This window comes from Streptomyces sp. NPDC006134 (genome assembly GCF_040628835.1).
GTDB lineage: Bacteria > Actinomycetota > Actinomycetes > Streptomycetales > Streptomycetaceae > Streptomyces.
The window spans coordinates 1-13,828 of the sequence record NZ_JBEXTV010000061.1 but is presented as its reverse complement, the minus strand read 5'-3'; the positions used below and the strand labels follow the sequence as shown (position 1 = coordinate 13,828).

General features: G+C 74.2%; 13 protein-coding genes. 7 read left to right on the top strand and 6 right to left on the bottom strand.

Going from position 1 to position 13,828, the window contains the following annotated elements; translation table 11 throughout:
* Nucleotides 1–519: 519 nt before the first annotated feature.
* The gene (locus ABZ340_RS30270; protein ID WP_358785044.1) at nt 520–1,467 is read left to right on the top strand and encodes an AraC family transcriptional regulator; all 948 of its coding nucleotides are present in this window, start codon (nt 520–522) and stop codon (nt 1,465–1,467) included.
* A 45-nt stretch (nt 1,468–1,512) separates the two neighbouring features.
* On the opposite strand, the gene ABZ340_RS30265 is transcribed toward ABZ340_RS30270, so the two are convergent.
* Nucleotides 1,513–2,586, bottom strand: a complete 1,074-nt coding sequence (locus ABZ340_RS30265; protein ID WP_358785043.1) for a helix-turn-helix domain-containing protein — start codon at nt 2,584–2,586, stop codon at nt 1,513–1,515.
* 429 nt (nt 2,587–3,015) lie between these two features.
* On the opposite strand from ABZ340_RS30265, the gene ABZ340_RS30260 reads away from it, so the two are divergent.
* Nucleotides 3,016–3,999 (top strand): alpha/beta hydrolase, encoded by a 984-nt coding sequence (locus tag ABZ340_RS30260; RefSeq protein WP_358785042.1) that lies wholly within the window; start codon nt 3,016–3,018, stop codon nt 3,997–3,999.
* On the opposite strand, the gene ABZ340_RS30255 is transcribed toward ABZ340_RS30260, so the two are convergent.
* Entirely contained in the window at nt 3,956–4,996 is a 1,041-nt protein-coding gene (locus ABZ340_RS30255; RefSeq protein WP_358785041.1) for an AraC family transcriptional regulator, read from the bottom strand. The two genes, ABZ340_RS30260 and ABZ340_RS30255, sit on opposite strands and share 44 nt — an antisense overlap.
* 195 nt (nt 4,997–5,191) lie before the next feature.
* Between ABZ340_RS30255 and ABZ340_RS30250 the strand changes: the two genes are divergently transcribed.
* Nucleotides 5,192–6,214 carry a questin oxidase family protein gene (locus tag ABZ340_RS30250; RefSeq protein ID WP_358785040.1) on the top strand — a complete coding sequence of 341 codons (1,023 nt, stop codon included), beginning with the start codon at nt 5,192–5,194 and terminating at the stop codon, nt 6,212–6,214.
* Nucleotides 6,215–6,351: 137 nt separating this feature from the next.
* On the opposite strand, the gene ABZ340_RS30245 is transcribed toward ABZ340_RS30250, so the two are convergent.
* On the bottom strand, nt 6,352–6,879 hold the full coding sequence (locus ABZ340_RS30245) for a hypothetical protein (RefSeq protein WP_358785039.1): 528 nt from the start codon (nt 6,877–6,879) through the stop codon (nt 6,352–6,354).
* A 413-nt stretch (nt 6,880–7,292) separates the two neighbouring features.
* Here ABZ340_RS30245 and ABZ340_RS30240 point away from each other — a divergent pair, with 413 nt between their 5' ends.
* The gene (locus tag ABZ340_RS30240) at nt 7,293–8,084 is read left to right on the top strand and encodes an RNA polymerase sigma factor SigF (protein ID WP_358785038.1); all 792 of its coding nucleotides are present in this window, start codon (nt 7,293–7,295) and stop codon (nt 8,082–8,084) included.
* A gap of 157 nt (nt 8,085–8,241) precedes the next feature.
* Here the strand turns inward: ABZ340_RS30240 and ABZ340_RS30235 are convergent, their stop codons facing one another.
* Nucleotides 8,242–8,562 (bottom strand): ANTAR domain-containing protein, encoded by a 321-nt coding sequence (locus ABZ340_RS30235; RefSeq protein WP_358785037.1) that lies wholly within the window; start codon nt 8,560–8,562, stop codon nt 8,242–8,244.
* Nucleotides 8,563–8,830: 268 nt separating this feature from the next.
* On the opposite strand from ABZ340_RS30235, the gene ABZ340_RS30230 reads away from it, so the two are divergent.
* Nucleotides 8,831–9,637 (top strand): VOC family protein, encoded by an 807-nt coding sequence (locus ABZ340_RS30230; protein WP_358785036.1) that lies wholly within the window; start codon nt 8,831–8,833, stop codon nt 9,635–9,637.
* 10 nt (nt 9,638–9,647) lie between these two features.
* Here ABZ340_RS30230 and glgX read toward each other — a convergent pair whose 3' ends face one another.
* Both glgX and ABZ340_RS30220 read right to left on the bottom strand, forming a co-directional pair.
* Nucleotides 9,648–11,807, bottom strand: a complete 2,160-nt coding sequence (gene glgX / locus ABZ340_RS30225) for a glycogen debranching protein GlgX (RefSeq protein ID WP_358785035.1) — start codon at nt 11,805–11,807, stop codon at nt 9,648–9,650.
* The gene (locus ABZ340_RS30220; protein ID WP_358785034.1) at nt 11,804–12,337 is read right to left on the bottom strand and encodes a pep a2; all 534 of its coding nucleotides are present in this window, start codon (nt 12,335–12,337) and stop codon (nt 11,804–11,806) included. The genes glgX and ABZ340_RS30220 overlap by 4 nt, the downstream gene beginning before the upstream one ends.
* A gap of 303 nt (nt 12,338–12,640) precedes the next feature.
* Here ABZ340_RS30220 and ABZ340_RS30215 point away from each other — a divergent pair, with 303 nt between their 5' ends.
* Nucleotides 12,641–12,961, top strand: coding sequence for a DUF5133 domain-containing protein (locus ABZ340_RS30215; RefSeq protein ID WP_358785033.1), 321 nt, complete (start codon nt 12,641–12,643; stop codon nt 12,959–12,961).
* A 55-nt stretch (nt 12,962–13,016) separates the two neighbouring features.
* The coding region (locus ABZ340_RS30210) for a maltotransferase domain-containing protein (protein ID WP_358785032.1) at nt 13,017–13,828 on the top strand (812 nt) is incomplete at its 3' end.

Here is a 13,828-nt window from a genome sequence, read left to right as displayed (position 1 = left end):
TGCACCCTGTGGAGGAGCGGGACTTCGGCGCGTCACGGCGGGCGGGGGGGGGCGTCGCCGACGGGCCGGGACACGGAACCCGCGGTCCTCGGAGCGGCTCCGGGCCGGAGGGTCCGTACGGCGGGGTCCACGACCGTGGTGCGGGGCGGCCCCGAACAGGCGGGGCCGCCCCGCTGCGCCGGGCCGGTCGATCGCCCCGGACCACCCGGCCCTCCCCGCGATGCGGTGACGTACCGCATCGCCGTTGTCCCACGGCCGCCGTGGAGCCGGTGAGGCCCCGCCGGACAGCCCGGCACCCGGCCGTCGTCCGAGCCGGCCGTGCGCGGCACCACGAGCGGCCCCGCTGCCCCGCGTTGCCCCTGTGTGCAGGCTTCGTGCCTCTGCCTGCAAGGGCCGCCGGTCCGTCCCCCGGCCGGGCCGCCACCCCACCAGGCTGGCGAGCGGGGGCACACGCGCCGCGCGACGCCCCGCTTCCGGTACACCGCTTCGCCGTACGGAGCCTGGCTGACAGGGGATCGCATGGGCCCGACGCCCCCACCCGCGACCACCACGGACGCGCACCTCCCGGCGTCCGCGCCGGACGCCGCCCGGGCGGAGGTCCTCCTCCCCGCCCCGGCCCTCGGCGCAGGACGGACGGACACCCGCCGGCTGGGCTTTCTCCAGGTGGGTACGGTGTCCGGGCCGCCGCAGTCCCTTCGCCTCGCTCCCGCCGGCGGGGCCCCGCACCTCGTGGTGGGTGTCCACGCCCGCGGCCGGGCACGGCTCGTACGCCACGGGACCGACGGCCTGTGCCGGCCCGGCGACCTCTTCGTCCGCGACGGGTCGGATCCCCTGGTGCTCCACGAGACGGAGGATTTTGAACTGCACCTGGTCCGGATACCGCTCCGTGCTCTCCCCCTCACCGAGTCGCAGGTGCACGGCCTCACCCGGCGCCGCCCGCACGCCGGCGGAGCGGTGGCGCCGTTGCTGGCCCGTCTGCTGCGCACCCTCGCCGGTACGGCCACGGCCGGCTCTGCGCGTACCGAACTGCACGTGGCCGGGAACGTCGCCGAACTGGTCGCCGCCCTGGCCGTCGAGGACGCCGGCCCCGAGCCGCCCGGGTCCGGCCAGGACCGCGTGGCTCTCGTCCGGCGCCTGCGGGCCCACATCGACGAGAACCTGTGGGACCGCGGCCTGTCCCCCGCGGTCGTCGCCGCGGCCCACCACGTCTCGATCCGCTACCTGCACAAGCTGTTCTCCGGCCACGGCAGCACCGTCGGCCGCTGGATCCAGCACCGGCGGCTGGAAGAGGCCCGGCGGGAGCTGGCCCGGCCGGGGCGGAGCGCCACCAGCGTGTCAGCGGTCGCCGCCCGGTGGGGCTTCTCCGGCGCGGCACACTTCAGCCGGAGCTTCCGGCTGGCGTACGGCATGTCGCCCACCGACTGGCGCGAGGCCCGGACCGCGCCGTCGCGCCACGGCACCGGCTGACCGGTCCGGGCCGGAAGGCCCGTGCCGGAGACCGGCCGTCCGCTGTCAGGACCGCCCGTCGGCCGCCGTACGCCCGTACCGCGGCGCATACCCGTGGACGGCCCTGAAGGCGCGGCTGAAGTGCGCCGGACTGCGGAACCCCCAGCTCAGTACCACCGCGGTGACGGAGGAACTCACCCGTCCGCGCCGCGTCAGCTCCTGCGCGCACCGCTCCACCCGCCGCCGCTGGATCAGCCTGCCCACGGTGATCCCCTCGGCCTCGAAGAGGCGGTGCAGGTAGCGCACCGAGATGCCGTGTGCCGCGGCGATGCCCTCCGCGGACAGCCCAGGATCGCCGAGGTGCTCGTCGACGTACCGGCGGACGGCGGCGACCAGGTGCCCGGGTCCCGCCCAGGGCGGGTCGTCGCCGTCCTCGGTCAGTTCGTTCACCAGGGCGGCCACGAACTCGGTGACGACGCCCCCGAGCCGCTCGCCCACCGCCCGGGGAACCCGGTCCGCCGTGGCCTCCAGGTCCAGCAGGAGCGGCGCCAGCAGCGCGGGCACCCCGCGCGCGGCGGTGACGGCGCGCCCGGTGACGGAACGGAGCACCGGGGCGGGGACGTTCAGGGCGTGGGCCGGAATCCGGAACAGCAGGACCCGGCCGGGTCCCTCCTGTTCGAGCGAGAAGGCGACGCGCAGGTCGAGCAGGGCCAGGTCACCGGCGGTCACGGTGGCGGTCCGGCCGTCCTGGGCCAGGCGGACGGCCCCCGCGCGGGGCAGTACGAGAACGACTCCGTCCCCGCCGCCCCCGGTGTTCCCGGCGTTCCCGGCGTTCCCGGTGTCTCCGGTGTCTCCGGTGTCTCCGGCGATCAGCCGGCGGGTGCGGCTCAGGCGCAACGGGCCCGTCCCGCCGGCGGCCTCACAGACGATCAGCCGCACGTAACCGAAGCGGTGCAGCACCACGGTGCCGCCCGCGGGGCCTCCCCGGCCGGGACTTCCCTGCCCGGGACTTCCCTGTCCGGGACCTCCCTGTCCGGGGCGCACCAGCACCGGCGCCAGCCACCCGGACAGAGTGGCCTGCAACGAGGTGGCACCGTCGGTGTCCGGCGGTACGGCCGTCCCGGCACGCACAGCACCCACGAAGACTCCTTCCACCGCCTCCGGCACAGGGAGGAGGGACGAACCCGGAGAGATGACCCCGGCGAGACGAACCCGGAGGGACGAACCCGGAGGGACGAACCCGGAGGGACGAACCCGGAGGGACGAACGGTCACGGCCCCTCCCCTTCCTTCCGCTCCCCCAAGTCTGCGCAGAAGGCCGGGCAATCGTCAGGTCATATGACCGGTCACTTGTGTCCGATGTCCTGCGGGCGCGGCAAAAACGGGCCGGCGTCCCAAAAGTGTGCACGCAGCGACATGGCCGGACCCGGTACCTCCGTCGCGGCCCCGTCCACGGAACCGTAGGGTGAGTGTCCGGTGCCGGGCGGGCCGGGCTCCGGCACCGGACACTCGCCTGCCCGGGCGGCGGGGGCTGTTCCCCGGCCGGCCCCGGTCCCGTGCAGGAGTTCCCGTGAAGGATGACGCTCAGGCCCACCCGCCGACGCTGGTCCTGGAACGGCGGGCGCGGGCCTTCGTCGAGGCGTACCGGTGCCCCGCCCACGGCGAGGAGCCCGGCACGGCGGCCTCCCGGGCCCGCATGGCGGCGCTCTGGAACGGCGACGGCCCCGACGAGGCCGTCGAGGAGGAGTGGCTGGCCCTGCCGGCCTGCCGGGGGAACCGGGTCCGGGTGCGCGTCCTCCGGCCCGCGGGCAGCGACGGCCCCCTTCCGGTGGTGCTCTACCTGCACGGCCTCGGCTGGATGCTGACCGACGCGTACGCGCACCGGCGTCTGGTCACGGACCTCGTGCTGGGCGCGGAAGCCGCCGTGGTCGTTCCCGAGTACGACCGGCCGGCCGACGCCCGGCACCCGGCGGCCGTGGAACAGGCGTACACCGTTTCCCGCTGGATCGCCGGGCACGGCGGGGAGCACGGGCTGGACGGCACCAGGATGGCCGTCGCCGGCGCCAGCGCGGGCGCGCACCACGCCGCCGCGCTCACCTTGCTCGCCCGGGGGCGCGGCGGGCCGCTCTTCCGCTGCCAGGTCCTGATCTGCCCGGTGACCGACGCCGCGATGGACACACCGTCCTACCGCCAGTTCGCCGACGGCTATTTCCTGGGCCGCGCCGCCATGGACGCCTACTGGCAGCAGTACGCGCCGGACCCCGGGACCCGGCGGCAGGGCACCGTCTCCCCGCTGCGGGCGCCCACGCACCAGCTCCGCGGCGTGCCGCCGGCCCTCGTCCTGACGGCCGAGGCCGATGTGCTGCGCGACGAGGGCGAGGCGTACGCGGCGCGGCTCAGGGAGGCGGACGTCCCCGTGGTGTCCGTCCGGTACCACGGCACGATCCACGGTTTCGTCCTCTTCGACCTGCTCCGCGCCACCGACGCGTCGCGGGCGGCCAGGCTCCAGATCATGGACACCCTGCACATCTCCCTGCGTCCGAGGGAGCGGTGAGCGCCGTACGCCCGGCCGGTCCGGTCGCCAAAAGGGCATCCGCCCGTTGCTGCCGCCGCCACTCGCGCGGTGTCAGGCCGTAGGCCGCCTGGAACCTGCGGGTGAAGTGGCTGGGGCTGCCGAACCCGCAGCGCGCGGCGACGGCGGCGACCGTGAGGTTGTCGTGGCGGGCGGACGCCAGCATCCGCCGGGCCGCTTCGAGGCGCTCGGTGATGAGCCACTGTTCGAGGCTGATGCCGGCCCGGCCGAGGACGAGGTAGAGCCGGCGTACGGAGATCGCGTGCTCGGCGGCGATCCGCTCGGGCGTCAGGTCGCGGTCGGTGAGGTGGCGGCGCGCGTAGGCCAGGACGCGGGCCGGCAGGGTGTCGTCCAGGGCCTCCCGGACCGGCCGTGTCCGTTCCTCGTGCGCGGCGGAGACCAGCAGCGCCCGGACGAGGTCGGTGGTGGAGCTCGCCAGGGCCTGCGCCCCGGGGTCGGCCTCCAGCCGGCCGGGGTCGCGCCAGATACCGCGCAGATGCTCCAGCACCAGGTCGTGCAGCGGGCTGGCGCGCAGCCGGAAGCCGGCCTTCAGCACCACGTCCACCGGTACGCCGAGACGTTCCGCGTCGATCATCATGGCCTGTCCGGCGCCGTCGCCGGACCAGCCGTAGACCCGGGGCGTCAGTTCGTGGAAGACCAGGATGTCGTCCGGGCCGTACAGCATCCGGCGGCCCGCGACCTCACCCCGGCCGGTGCCACGGGGCTGGAGGGCCACGGAGACGATCGGGTTGCTGCGCTGCCGGTTCACGTGCCGTGCCGTGCGGTGCACCGCGAAACCCGAGTTGCGGGTCTGCATGAGGTCGAGGCCGCCGATCCGCCAGCGCTCCATGCGGGCGTGGATACGGCTGCCGGTTTCCTCGTGGACGACGTGGTTGGGTACCGAGTCGTTGGTCAGCGCATGATGGAACGCGTCCGCCCGCTCGCCTGGCGCCACGGTGTCGAGATCGAGCAGCAGCACGAGACCCCCCTCTGCGGCTTTTGGGGCACCATTGTGCAGCACCCGCGGCACGAACCGCCGGGCGTGGGGCGAGGCCGTGCGGGAGCGGGCCCGGCCCACCGGCCCGACGGGAGGCACGCCTTAGGTCTCCGGCCCCACCCGCCTCTCCTCCCCGCGCCCGATCCGTCCCGCCGGACCGGCGCATAGCGTCCCGCCATGGACACGCGAACGCACGACACGAGCGGCACGCTCGAAGAAGCCCTGGAACGCCTCCACGCCTGCGGCCCCGAGCGGCTGGGCCGGCTGTCCAACCACGCCCCCATGGTCGTCGAGGCGCTCGCCGCGCACGGGCGGGCGGACGCCGTGCACCGGTGGCTGGACCTGTACCGGTCCAAACTGGAGGACCTCCCCGCCGCCGTCGCCCCCGTGACCGACGGCGACTGGCGCGAGGCGCTGGGCGATCCGCGCCGGGCCGCCGACTGGATCGCCCACTTCTCCCGTGCCCTCGCCGACCGGCCGTGGCGGGAGGTCCTGGCCCGGTGGTGGCCGCGTCTGCTGCCGGGGCTGTACGGCGGCTCCACGCACCCGGTGATCCGGGTCGGTCACGCCGTACGGGCCCTGGAGGCCGGCGCGAACGGGCCGCGGCTCGCCGAACTCGCGCACGGGCTGGGCTACTGGGCGGCCCGGTACCGCCCGGTCACCGGTCTCGCCCCGCTGCCCGCCGCGCCGACCGCGGCGGCGTCCCTGGACGCCGTGCCCGCGCTGCCCGATCCGCGGGGCGGGTTCCCGGACCGGCTGGCCGCCCTGCGCCGCCTGCCGCTGTGGGCGGACGACGTGACCGACCCGGACACCGCGCGGGCACGGCTCGCCGAGCTGGTCCGGGCCGCCACCCACCGCTACGCCACCCACGGCCACGGCGAGCCGGTCATGCTGGTGCACGCGGCGACCGCCCCCAACGCCGTGCTGCGCACCCTGGATTCCCTCCCCCGCGCCCTGTGGGTGCCGAGCCTGCGCGCGGCGTGGACGGCGTCCGCCGCGGTGACCGCGATGTACGCCCCCGCCGGGCCGGCCGCCTCCGCGCCGCGCGCCCGGCCGACGGCCGAGGAGGTGCTCGAACGGGCGCTCGCCCACGGCGACGAGCACGTCGTCAAGTTCACCGACACCGCCCTGGACGTCGGCGACGAGCGGGCGCTGGCCGCGGCGCTGCGCGCGATCGAGCTCGGCGAGCCGCTCGTCTGACACGGCACGGCGCACCACCGGCGCCGAGCGAGCGGGCGGGCGGCCCCGAAGGCCGGAGGCGAGGGCGCGTCGACCGGGGAGGCCGGCGCCGCGCCGGGGTGCCCGCGCGCCCCCGGCGTCCCGCGCCGCGGCGGCCGTCAGGCGGTGTCCGGTTCGGCCTGCTCCCGCAGGAAGTCGCTGACCTGGTGCACGAGGCCCTCGCGCCCCGGGGCGCAGAGCGCGCCCGCCGCGGCCTCTCCCGGGACCGGGCCGATCCCGCCCGTCCACAGCCGGCGGTCGGTCCACTCCTCGTCGACCCGCAGCTGCACCTGTACGTCCACCTGGGCCAGGGCCGCCTCGGGGGCCGCCGCGTACAGCACGGCGGTGACCCGGCGCAGCGGGTAGACGTCGAAGCCCTCGACGAACTGGGAGTTGCGCCAGTCGACGAACGCCCCCTCGCCGTCGGGGCCGACCCGCACGTCGATCTGGCCGTCCTCCAGGTGGATGCCGAAACGCCGGGCGCTGCGGTTCTCGACGGTCACGCGGACACGGAAGTACGTCAGCCCCTCGGCCGCCTCGTCCCGCCCGCGCGGTGGTTCGGCCGCCTCGAGACGGTGGACGCGGACGCGCAGACCGGCATGTTCCTCGTACTCCTGCCAGTCCCCGACCACGTTCGGCTCGTCCACACTGCACCTCTCGACCTCTGGAAGCTGCTTCCTATCGAGGGCCCGAGCGCACTGTCAAATGCGCGGAATGCGCCGTGGCCAGGGGCTTCGCCGCCGGTGATCGGTGATCAAGCCGTGCCCAGCGGGAACCGTCCGGCGGGTCCTCCGAGCGCCGCCGCGGGCGTGCCGTACATCACGTTCCGGGGCCCGGGATCACCCGGATGCCTCTTATCACCACATAGAGTGATTTGTTTGGAAAACGTACGCACCGGGAATGGCCTCTGTGTGCTTCGGACCGGAGGCACGTCCGTGGGAGTCGGCCCGCCGCGCGCCCGGTGGGCGCCCGACCCCGGCGCGCTCCGCGAGGGTCCGAAGCGGTCCCGCCTCCCATGGTGTCCGTCCACCCGGCATCCCCGCTGAGGGAGGTACGCACCATGCGTGTCGCCGGCAGAACCACGCCGCATCCCCACGACGACGCCCCCGACACGGCCGCGGCCTTCGAACGGCTGGCCCGGCTGCCCGAGGGCCCGGAACGCAAGGCGCTGCGGGACGAGCTGATCCAGGCCTGGCTGCCCATGGCCGAGCGGATCGCCGTCCGTTTCCGCGGACGCGGCGAGAGCCTGGAGGACCTGTACCAGGTGGCGGCCCTCGGTCTCGTCAAGGCCGTCGACCACTACGACCCGGCCCGCGGCCACGCCTTCGAGGCGTACGCCGTGCCGACCGTCACCGGCGAGATCAAACGGCACTTCCGCGACCACATGTGGACGCTGCACGTGCCGCGCCGGGTCCAGGACCTGCGCAACCGGGTGCGGCGCGCGGCGAAGGAGCTGGCGCAGACCACTCCGGGGCGCGCCCCGACGGTCGACGAGATCGCCGCGCACGCGCATCTGACGGCCGCGGAGGTGCGGACCGGCATGGAGGCCCTGGAGTGCTTCTCCGCGCTGTCGCTGGAAGCCGACATGCCCGGCACCGACGGGTACGCCCTCGGCGACGCGCTCGGCGGCCCGGACCCGGCCTTCGACACCGTGGTCGACCGCGTGGCCGTCCGGCCCTGCCTCCAGGCGCTGCCGGAGCGGGAGCGCACCATCCTCTATCTGCGGTTCTTCGGGGGCATGACGCAGAGCCGCATCGCGCAGCAGCTCGGCATCTCCCAGATGCACGTCTCCCGCCTGCTCAGCGGCTGCTTCGCCCAGCTGAGGGAGGAGATCCTCGCCGAGACCGGCTGACCGCGCCGGCCGGACCGGGCCCGGCCGGCCGGACCGATCCGGCCGGCCGATCCGGCTGAGGGGAGCCGGGCACACCACCCGGAGGGGTTTCCGAAGCCGCCCGGAGGGGTTTCCGGAGCCGCCCGGCCCCGGAGGGGTTTCCGGAGGGGCTCCGGGTTCACCACTCCCGCGGCGCGCCGGGGATCTGCGTCGGTCCGTGCCGGTCGAGGGCGTCCTCCAGCTCGGCCCGGATCTGCGCGGGCATCACTCCGGTGCGCCCCCAGATCAGGATCATCTCCGCCACGTTGCGCAGCTTGATGTTGGTGTGCTGGGAGACGTCCTTCAGCACGGCCCATCCCTGGTCCGGCGCGACCCGGCCGAGCGCGACGATCATCCCGATCGCCTGGTCGACGACGGCGTGCGAGACCACCGCCTCCTTCAGCTGCCGGACCTGTTCCTGCAGCTCGGAGATCTGCTCCGAGCCCCCGTCCGTGGGCATGGTCACCTCCGGATCCGGTGCGTCGCCGCCGCCTGCGCCGCGCGGGGCCGCCTGTCGTGGTAGTGCTTCTCCTGGTACTGCGGCTCGTGGTACTTCTCCGACGCCTCCATCGTCGTCACTCGTCCCACCCCGTGCCACCGGGCCGACCGGGGCTCACCCTCCGTTTCGGGGCTGCCGCCGGGGTACTCGGCAGGCGCCCGCCGCCGTTTCGGCCGGACACTGGTGTGGAACCGGTGGCTGCCGGTGGACGAGACCAGGACGTACTGCCATGAATCACGACATGAGCTCCCCCGCCGGCGCCAAGAACGTCGTCTCCACGCACTCCGTGTTCGGGGCCCCCTGCTGGGTGAGTCTGACCAGCCGGGACCTGAAGGCCACCGAGGAGTTCTACTCGGCCGTGCTGGGCTGGCAGTGGCGCCCGGCCCGGCTCGGCGACCGCTTCCGGATCGCGCTGGCGAACGGCGCGCCGGTCGCCGGGATCGCCGCGGTCGCCGCCATGTGGCAGATGGCGGTGGCCTGGACGCCGTACTTCGCCGTGCCGAGCGCGAACGAGGCCGCGTCCCGGGTGCAGGAGCGGGGCGGCACGGTCGCGGTCGGGCCGATCTCCCTGCCGCCGGGGCGGGCGGCGCTGCTGGCCGACCGGGAGGGCGCGACCTTCGGGGTCTGGGAGGGCGAGCTGTTCAGCGACTGGGAGACCTGGCGCAACGCGCGTCCCGCCTTCATCCGGCTCCACACCCGTGACGCCTTCGACTCCGCCATCTTCTACGGCGAGGTCTTCGACTGGGCGTCGAACCGGCCGGGCTGCTGCGAGGTCGAGTACGAGGGCGACGAGGTGGTCCTGCGCAGCCAGGGGGACGTGGTGGCGCGCATCGAGTCGGGGGCGCTGGAGGCGGCGCCCGACCCGGCGATCCGGCCGCACTGGCAGGTCCACTTCTCCGTCGACGACGTCCCGGCCTGTGCCCGGGCCGCTCAGCTGCACGGCGGCAGCGTCCTGGCCGAGGACGAGGAGGAGGCGGTGCTGCGGGACGCCGACGGCGCGCAGTTCACGGTGACCGCACGCGACCGCGCACGCTGACCTCACGGGCTCACCCGCTCACCGGCCGGGCACTGCGGGAGGGCCGGGACAGCAGGACCAGGCTGCGCGCCCCCACCGTCAGCGACGTGCCCGCCTTGTGTTCCGCCTCGTCGGGGACCGCGTCGGGGTCGGCGGTGTCGATCAGTGTCGTCCAGCGTTCCCCGTAGGCGGCGTCGGGCAGGCGGAAGGCGGCCGGCTCCCAGTGGCTGTTGAACAGCAGCAGGAAGGAGTCGTCGACCACCCGCCGGCCGCACGGGTCGGGTTCGGCGATGGCGTCGCCGTTGAGGAAGACGCCGACGGCGTGGGCGTCGGGGCGCAGCCAGTCGTCGTCGGTCATCTCGCGGGCGTCGGGACGCAGCCACACCAGGTCGGGCAGCGGCTGGTCCTGGTGGGTGACCGTCTCACCGCGGAAGTAGCGGCGCCGGCGCAGCACGGGGTGGGCTGCGCGCAGGGCGATCAGGTACCGGGTGAAGTCCATCAGGGCGCGCTGCTCGCCGGTCAGCCGCCAGTCGATCCAGGAGATCTCGTTGTCCTGGCAGTAGGCGTTGTTGTTGCCCCGCTGGGTGCGGCCCAGTTCGTCGCCGTGGCAGAGCATCGGGATGCCCTGGGACAGCATGAGGGTGGCCAGGAAGTTGCGTTGCTGGCGGGCGCGCAGTTCGAGCACGGCCGGGTCGTCGGTGTCGCCCTCGGCGCCGCAGTTCCAGGACCGGTTGTGGCTCTCGCCGTCCCGGTTGCCCTCGCCGTTGGCCTCGTTGTGCTTGTCGTTGTACGACACCAGGTCGCGCAGGGTGAACCCGTCGTGCGCGGTGACGAAGTTGACGCTGGCGCGGGGGCGGCGCCGGCTGTGCTGGTAGAGGTCGGAGGAGCCGGTCAGGCGGGAGGCGAACTCGCCGAGGGTGTGGTCCTCGCCGCGCCAGAAGTCCCGTACGACGTCCCGGTACTTGCCGTTCCACTCCGACCACAGCGGCGGGAAGTTGCCGACCTGGTAGCCGCCCTCGCCGACGTCCCACGGTTCGGCGATCAGCTTGACGCGGCTGATCACCGGGTCCTGCTGGATGAGGTCGAAGAACGCCGACAGCCGGTCCACCTCGTGGAACTGGCGGGCCAGGGTGGCCGCGAGGTCGAAGCGGAACCCGTCGACGTGCATCTCGGTGACCCAGTACCGCAGCGAGTCCATGATCAGCTGGAGGACGTAGGGGTGCCGCATCAGCAGGCTGTTGCCGGTGCCGGTGGTGTCGTAGTAGTGCTCCCAGTCGCCGTCGACCAGGCGGTAGTAGGAGGCGTTGTCGATGCCGCGGAAGGAGAGGGTGGGGCCCAGGTGGTTGCCCTCGGCGGTGTGGTTGTAGACCACGTCGAGGATGACTTCGAGCCCGGCCTCGTGCAGCGTCTTGACCATCGCCTTGAACTCGGTGACCTGCTGGCCGCGGGTGCCGTGGGCGGCGTAGCCGTTGTGGGGGGCGAAGTAGCCGATGGTGTTGTAGCCCCAGTAGTTGGACAGGCCGCGGTCCTGGAGCACGCCGTCGTGGATGAACTGGTGCACCGGCATCAGCTCCACCGCGGTGACGCCGAGGGAGGTCAGGTGGTCCACGACGGCCGGGTGGGCGAGGCCCGCGTAGGTGCCGCGCAGTTCGGGGGGCACGTCGGGGTGGGTGCGGGTCATCCCCTTGACGTGGGCCTCGTAGATGACGGTGTCGGCGTACGGGCGGCGGGGCGGGCGGTCGTCGCCCCAGTCGAAGAACGGGTCGGTGACCACGCCGAGCATGGTGTGCCCGGCGCTGTCGGCCGGGTCGGGCCGGCCAGGGGTGCGTTCGAAGAGGGAGGGATGGTTGTCGACCTGCCCGTCCACCGCGCGGGTGTACGGGTCGAGGAGGAGCTTGGCCGGGTTGCAGCGGTGCCCCACGGAGGGGGCCCACGGTCCGTGGACGCGGTAGCCGTAGCGCCGGCCCGGGCCGACGCCGGGCAGGTAGCAGTGCCAGACGAAGCCGTCGACCTCGGCCATCCGGACGCTGTGGTGGGTGCCGTCGTCGGCGACGAGGACGAGGTCGACGCGTTCGGCGACCTCGCTGAAGAGCGCGAAGTTGGTGCCCTGCCCGTCGTACGTGGCTCCCAGCGGGTAGGGGTGCCCGCTCCAGACGGGCACCCCCGTGCGGGTCTGCGCGGCGGCCGTCACCGGGTCTCCTCCAGGACGCCGCCCGACGCGCCCGGTTCGCTCGGCATGCTCGCCGGGTGGGCGAGCCGGGCCGTGACCGGCGTCTCGCGGGGCAGCTCCAGGCCCTCCCGGGTGTCCGGCGTGGGCGCCGTCGGCACCAGCGGGACGCGTTCGCCGGCGCGGGCCCGCTGGGAGAACCAGATGACCCTGGCTCCGGTGTCGGTGGCGCAGCAGCCCCAGCCGTCGCTCGTCGCGGCGAGGTGCTGCAGGCAGCCGCGCAGGTCCTGGTCCGGGCGGAGCGCGTGGTCGTTGCCCCCCACGGCCGTGATGAGGTGCTGGCCGTTCCACCACATCTCGATCGACGTGTTCTTGTCGCTCGCGTGCTCGTCGATCGCCCTCAGCAGCATCTCCGCGCCACGGCAGACGGGTTCGACGAGGTTCTCCAGGTCCCAGAACCTGAGGTGAGCGGCCAGGATGCGCCTGACCTGTCCGACCCGTTCCGGGCTGACTTCCACGTCGAGGTGGTAGTAGCAGGGCACTGCGGTCTTCATCGTCGTTGGCTCCTCACCGCGAGGCTCTCGCTCCTCCTCGCCCCTGCGGGACGAGCTCCCCGAACACGAAGCGTGAGCACATAGCGCTTCTGAGTCACTCCAGAGTGAGAGCTGTAGTCCGTTCGTGCAACACGAGCGGGCGGCGCGGCCCCTCCCATGTGGTTGAAGATCCAACAAGACGCTGGGTCGCCGTCCGTGCACCATGTGTGAGGAACTCGATCGCCGTGACGGAGCCGTGCTGTGCGCGGTCACCGCCCGACCGTCGGGAACGTGTCCATCGGGTCCCGGAAGGTGAACGGCACCATGCTGCTACCCGCGAAGGCCGAGGTCGCCCGGCAGCTGCGGCGTTACCGGGCGTGGGAACGCATGATGCTGGCGTCCCCCGCCGACCGCGCGGTGCGGGCCGCCTTCGAGGACTCGGGTTACGCCCTGTGCGCGCTCCTGGGGAAGCGGTGCGCGCGGGAGGCCGCGGACGCCGCCGAACGGTATCTGCGGACGAGCCCGGTCACCTGTGCGGGGGAACAGGAGAAGCGGCCTCGTACGGCGGCTGCCGCCAGACGGGGACCCCCGGCGGCGGACCGGCATTCCCCGGCGGGGAGCAGGAGCCCCTCCGGCGCAGCTTGACCCCCTGGCCGGGCGCGAAGGAGCCCGGCCGCGAGCACGGCGGAGGTGAGAACCGATGAGACCGACGAGTACGACGCGGGAGACGGGCCGCATCCCGGTGCGGGACGTCCAGCCGGTCGTGGAGTACGGCAGGCGCCCGGCGAAGGCGGTGGCGGGAGAGACGTTCGAGGTCACCGCCACCGTGTTCCGTGAGGGACACGACGCGGTCGCCGCCAACGTCGTGCTGGAGGACCCGGACGGCCGCCCCGGGCCGTGGACGCCGATGCGGGAGCTGGCCCCGGGCACCGACCGCTGGGGGGCCGAGGTCACCCCGACGGCCGAGGGGCACTGGACCTTCCGGGTGGAGGCGTGGAGCGACCCGGTCACCACCTGGCGCCACCACGCGCGGATCAAGGTGCCGGCCGGGATCGATACCGGTCTCGTCCTGGAGGAGGGCGCCGAGCTGTACGAGCGGGCCGCCGCGGGGGTCCCGGACCCCGAGGGGCGTGCCGTGGTGCGGGCCGCGGCCGACGCCCTGCGCGACGACACCCTGCCGGCCGAGACCCGCCTGGCGGCGGCGTTCACACCGGAGGTGGACGCGGTGCTGGCCCGGTATCCGCTGCGGGAGCTGGTCACCTCTTCCGACCCGCTGCCGCTGCTGGTGGAACGCGAACGCGCCCTGTACGGCGCCTGGTACGAGTTCTTCCCCCGCTCCGAGGGCACCCCCGAACAGCCCCACGGCACCTTCCGCACCGCCGCCCGCCGCCTCCCGGCGATCGCCGCGATGGGCTTCGACGTCGTCTACCTCCCCCCGATCCACCCCATCGGCACCACCCACCGCAAGGGCCGCAACAACACCCTCACCGCCGGCCCCGACGACGTCGGCGT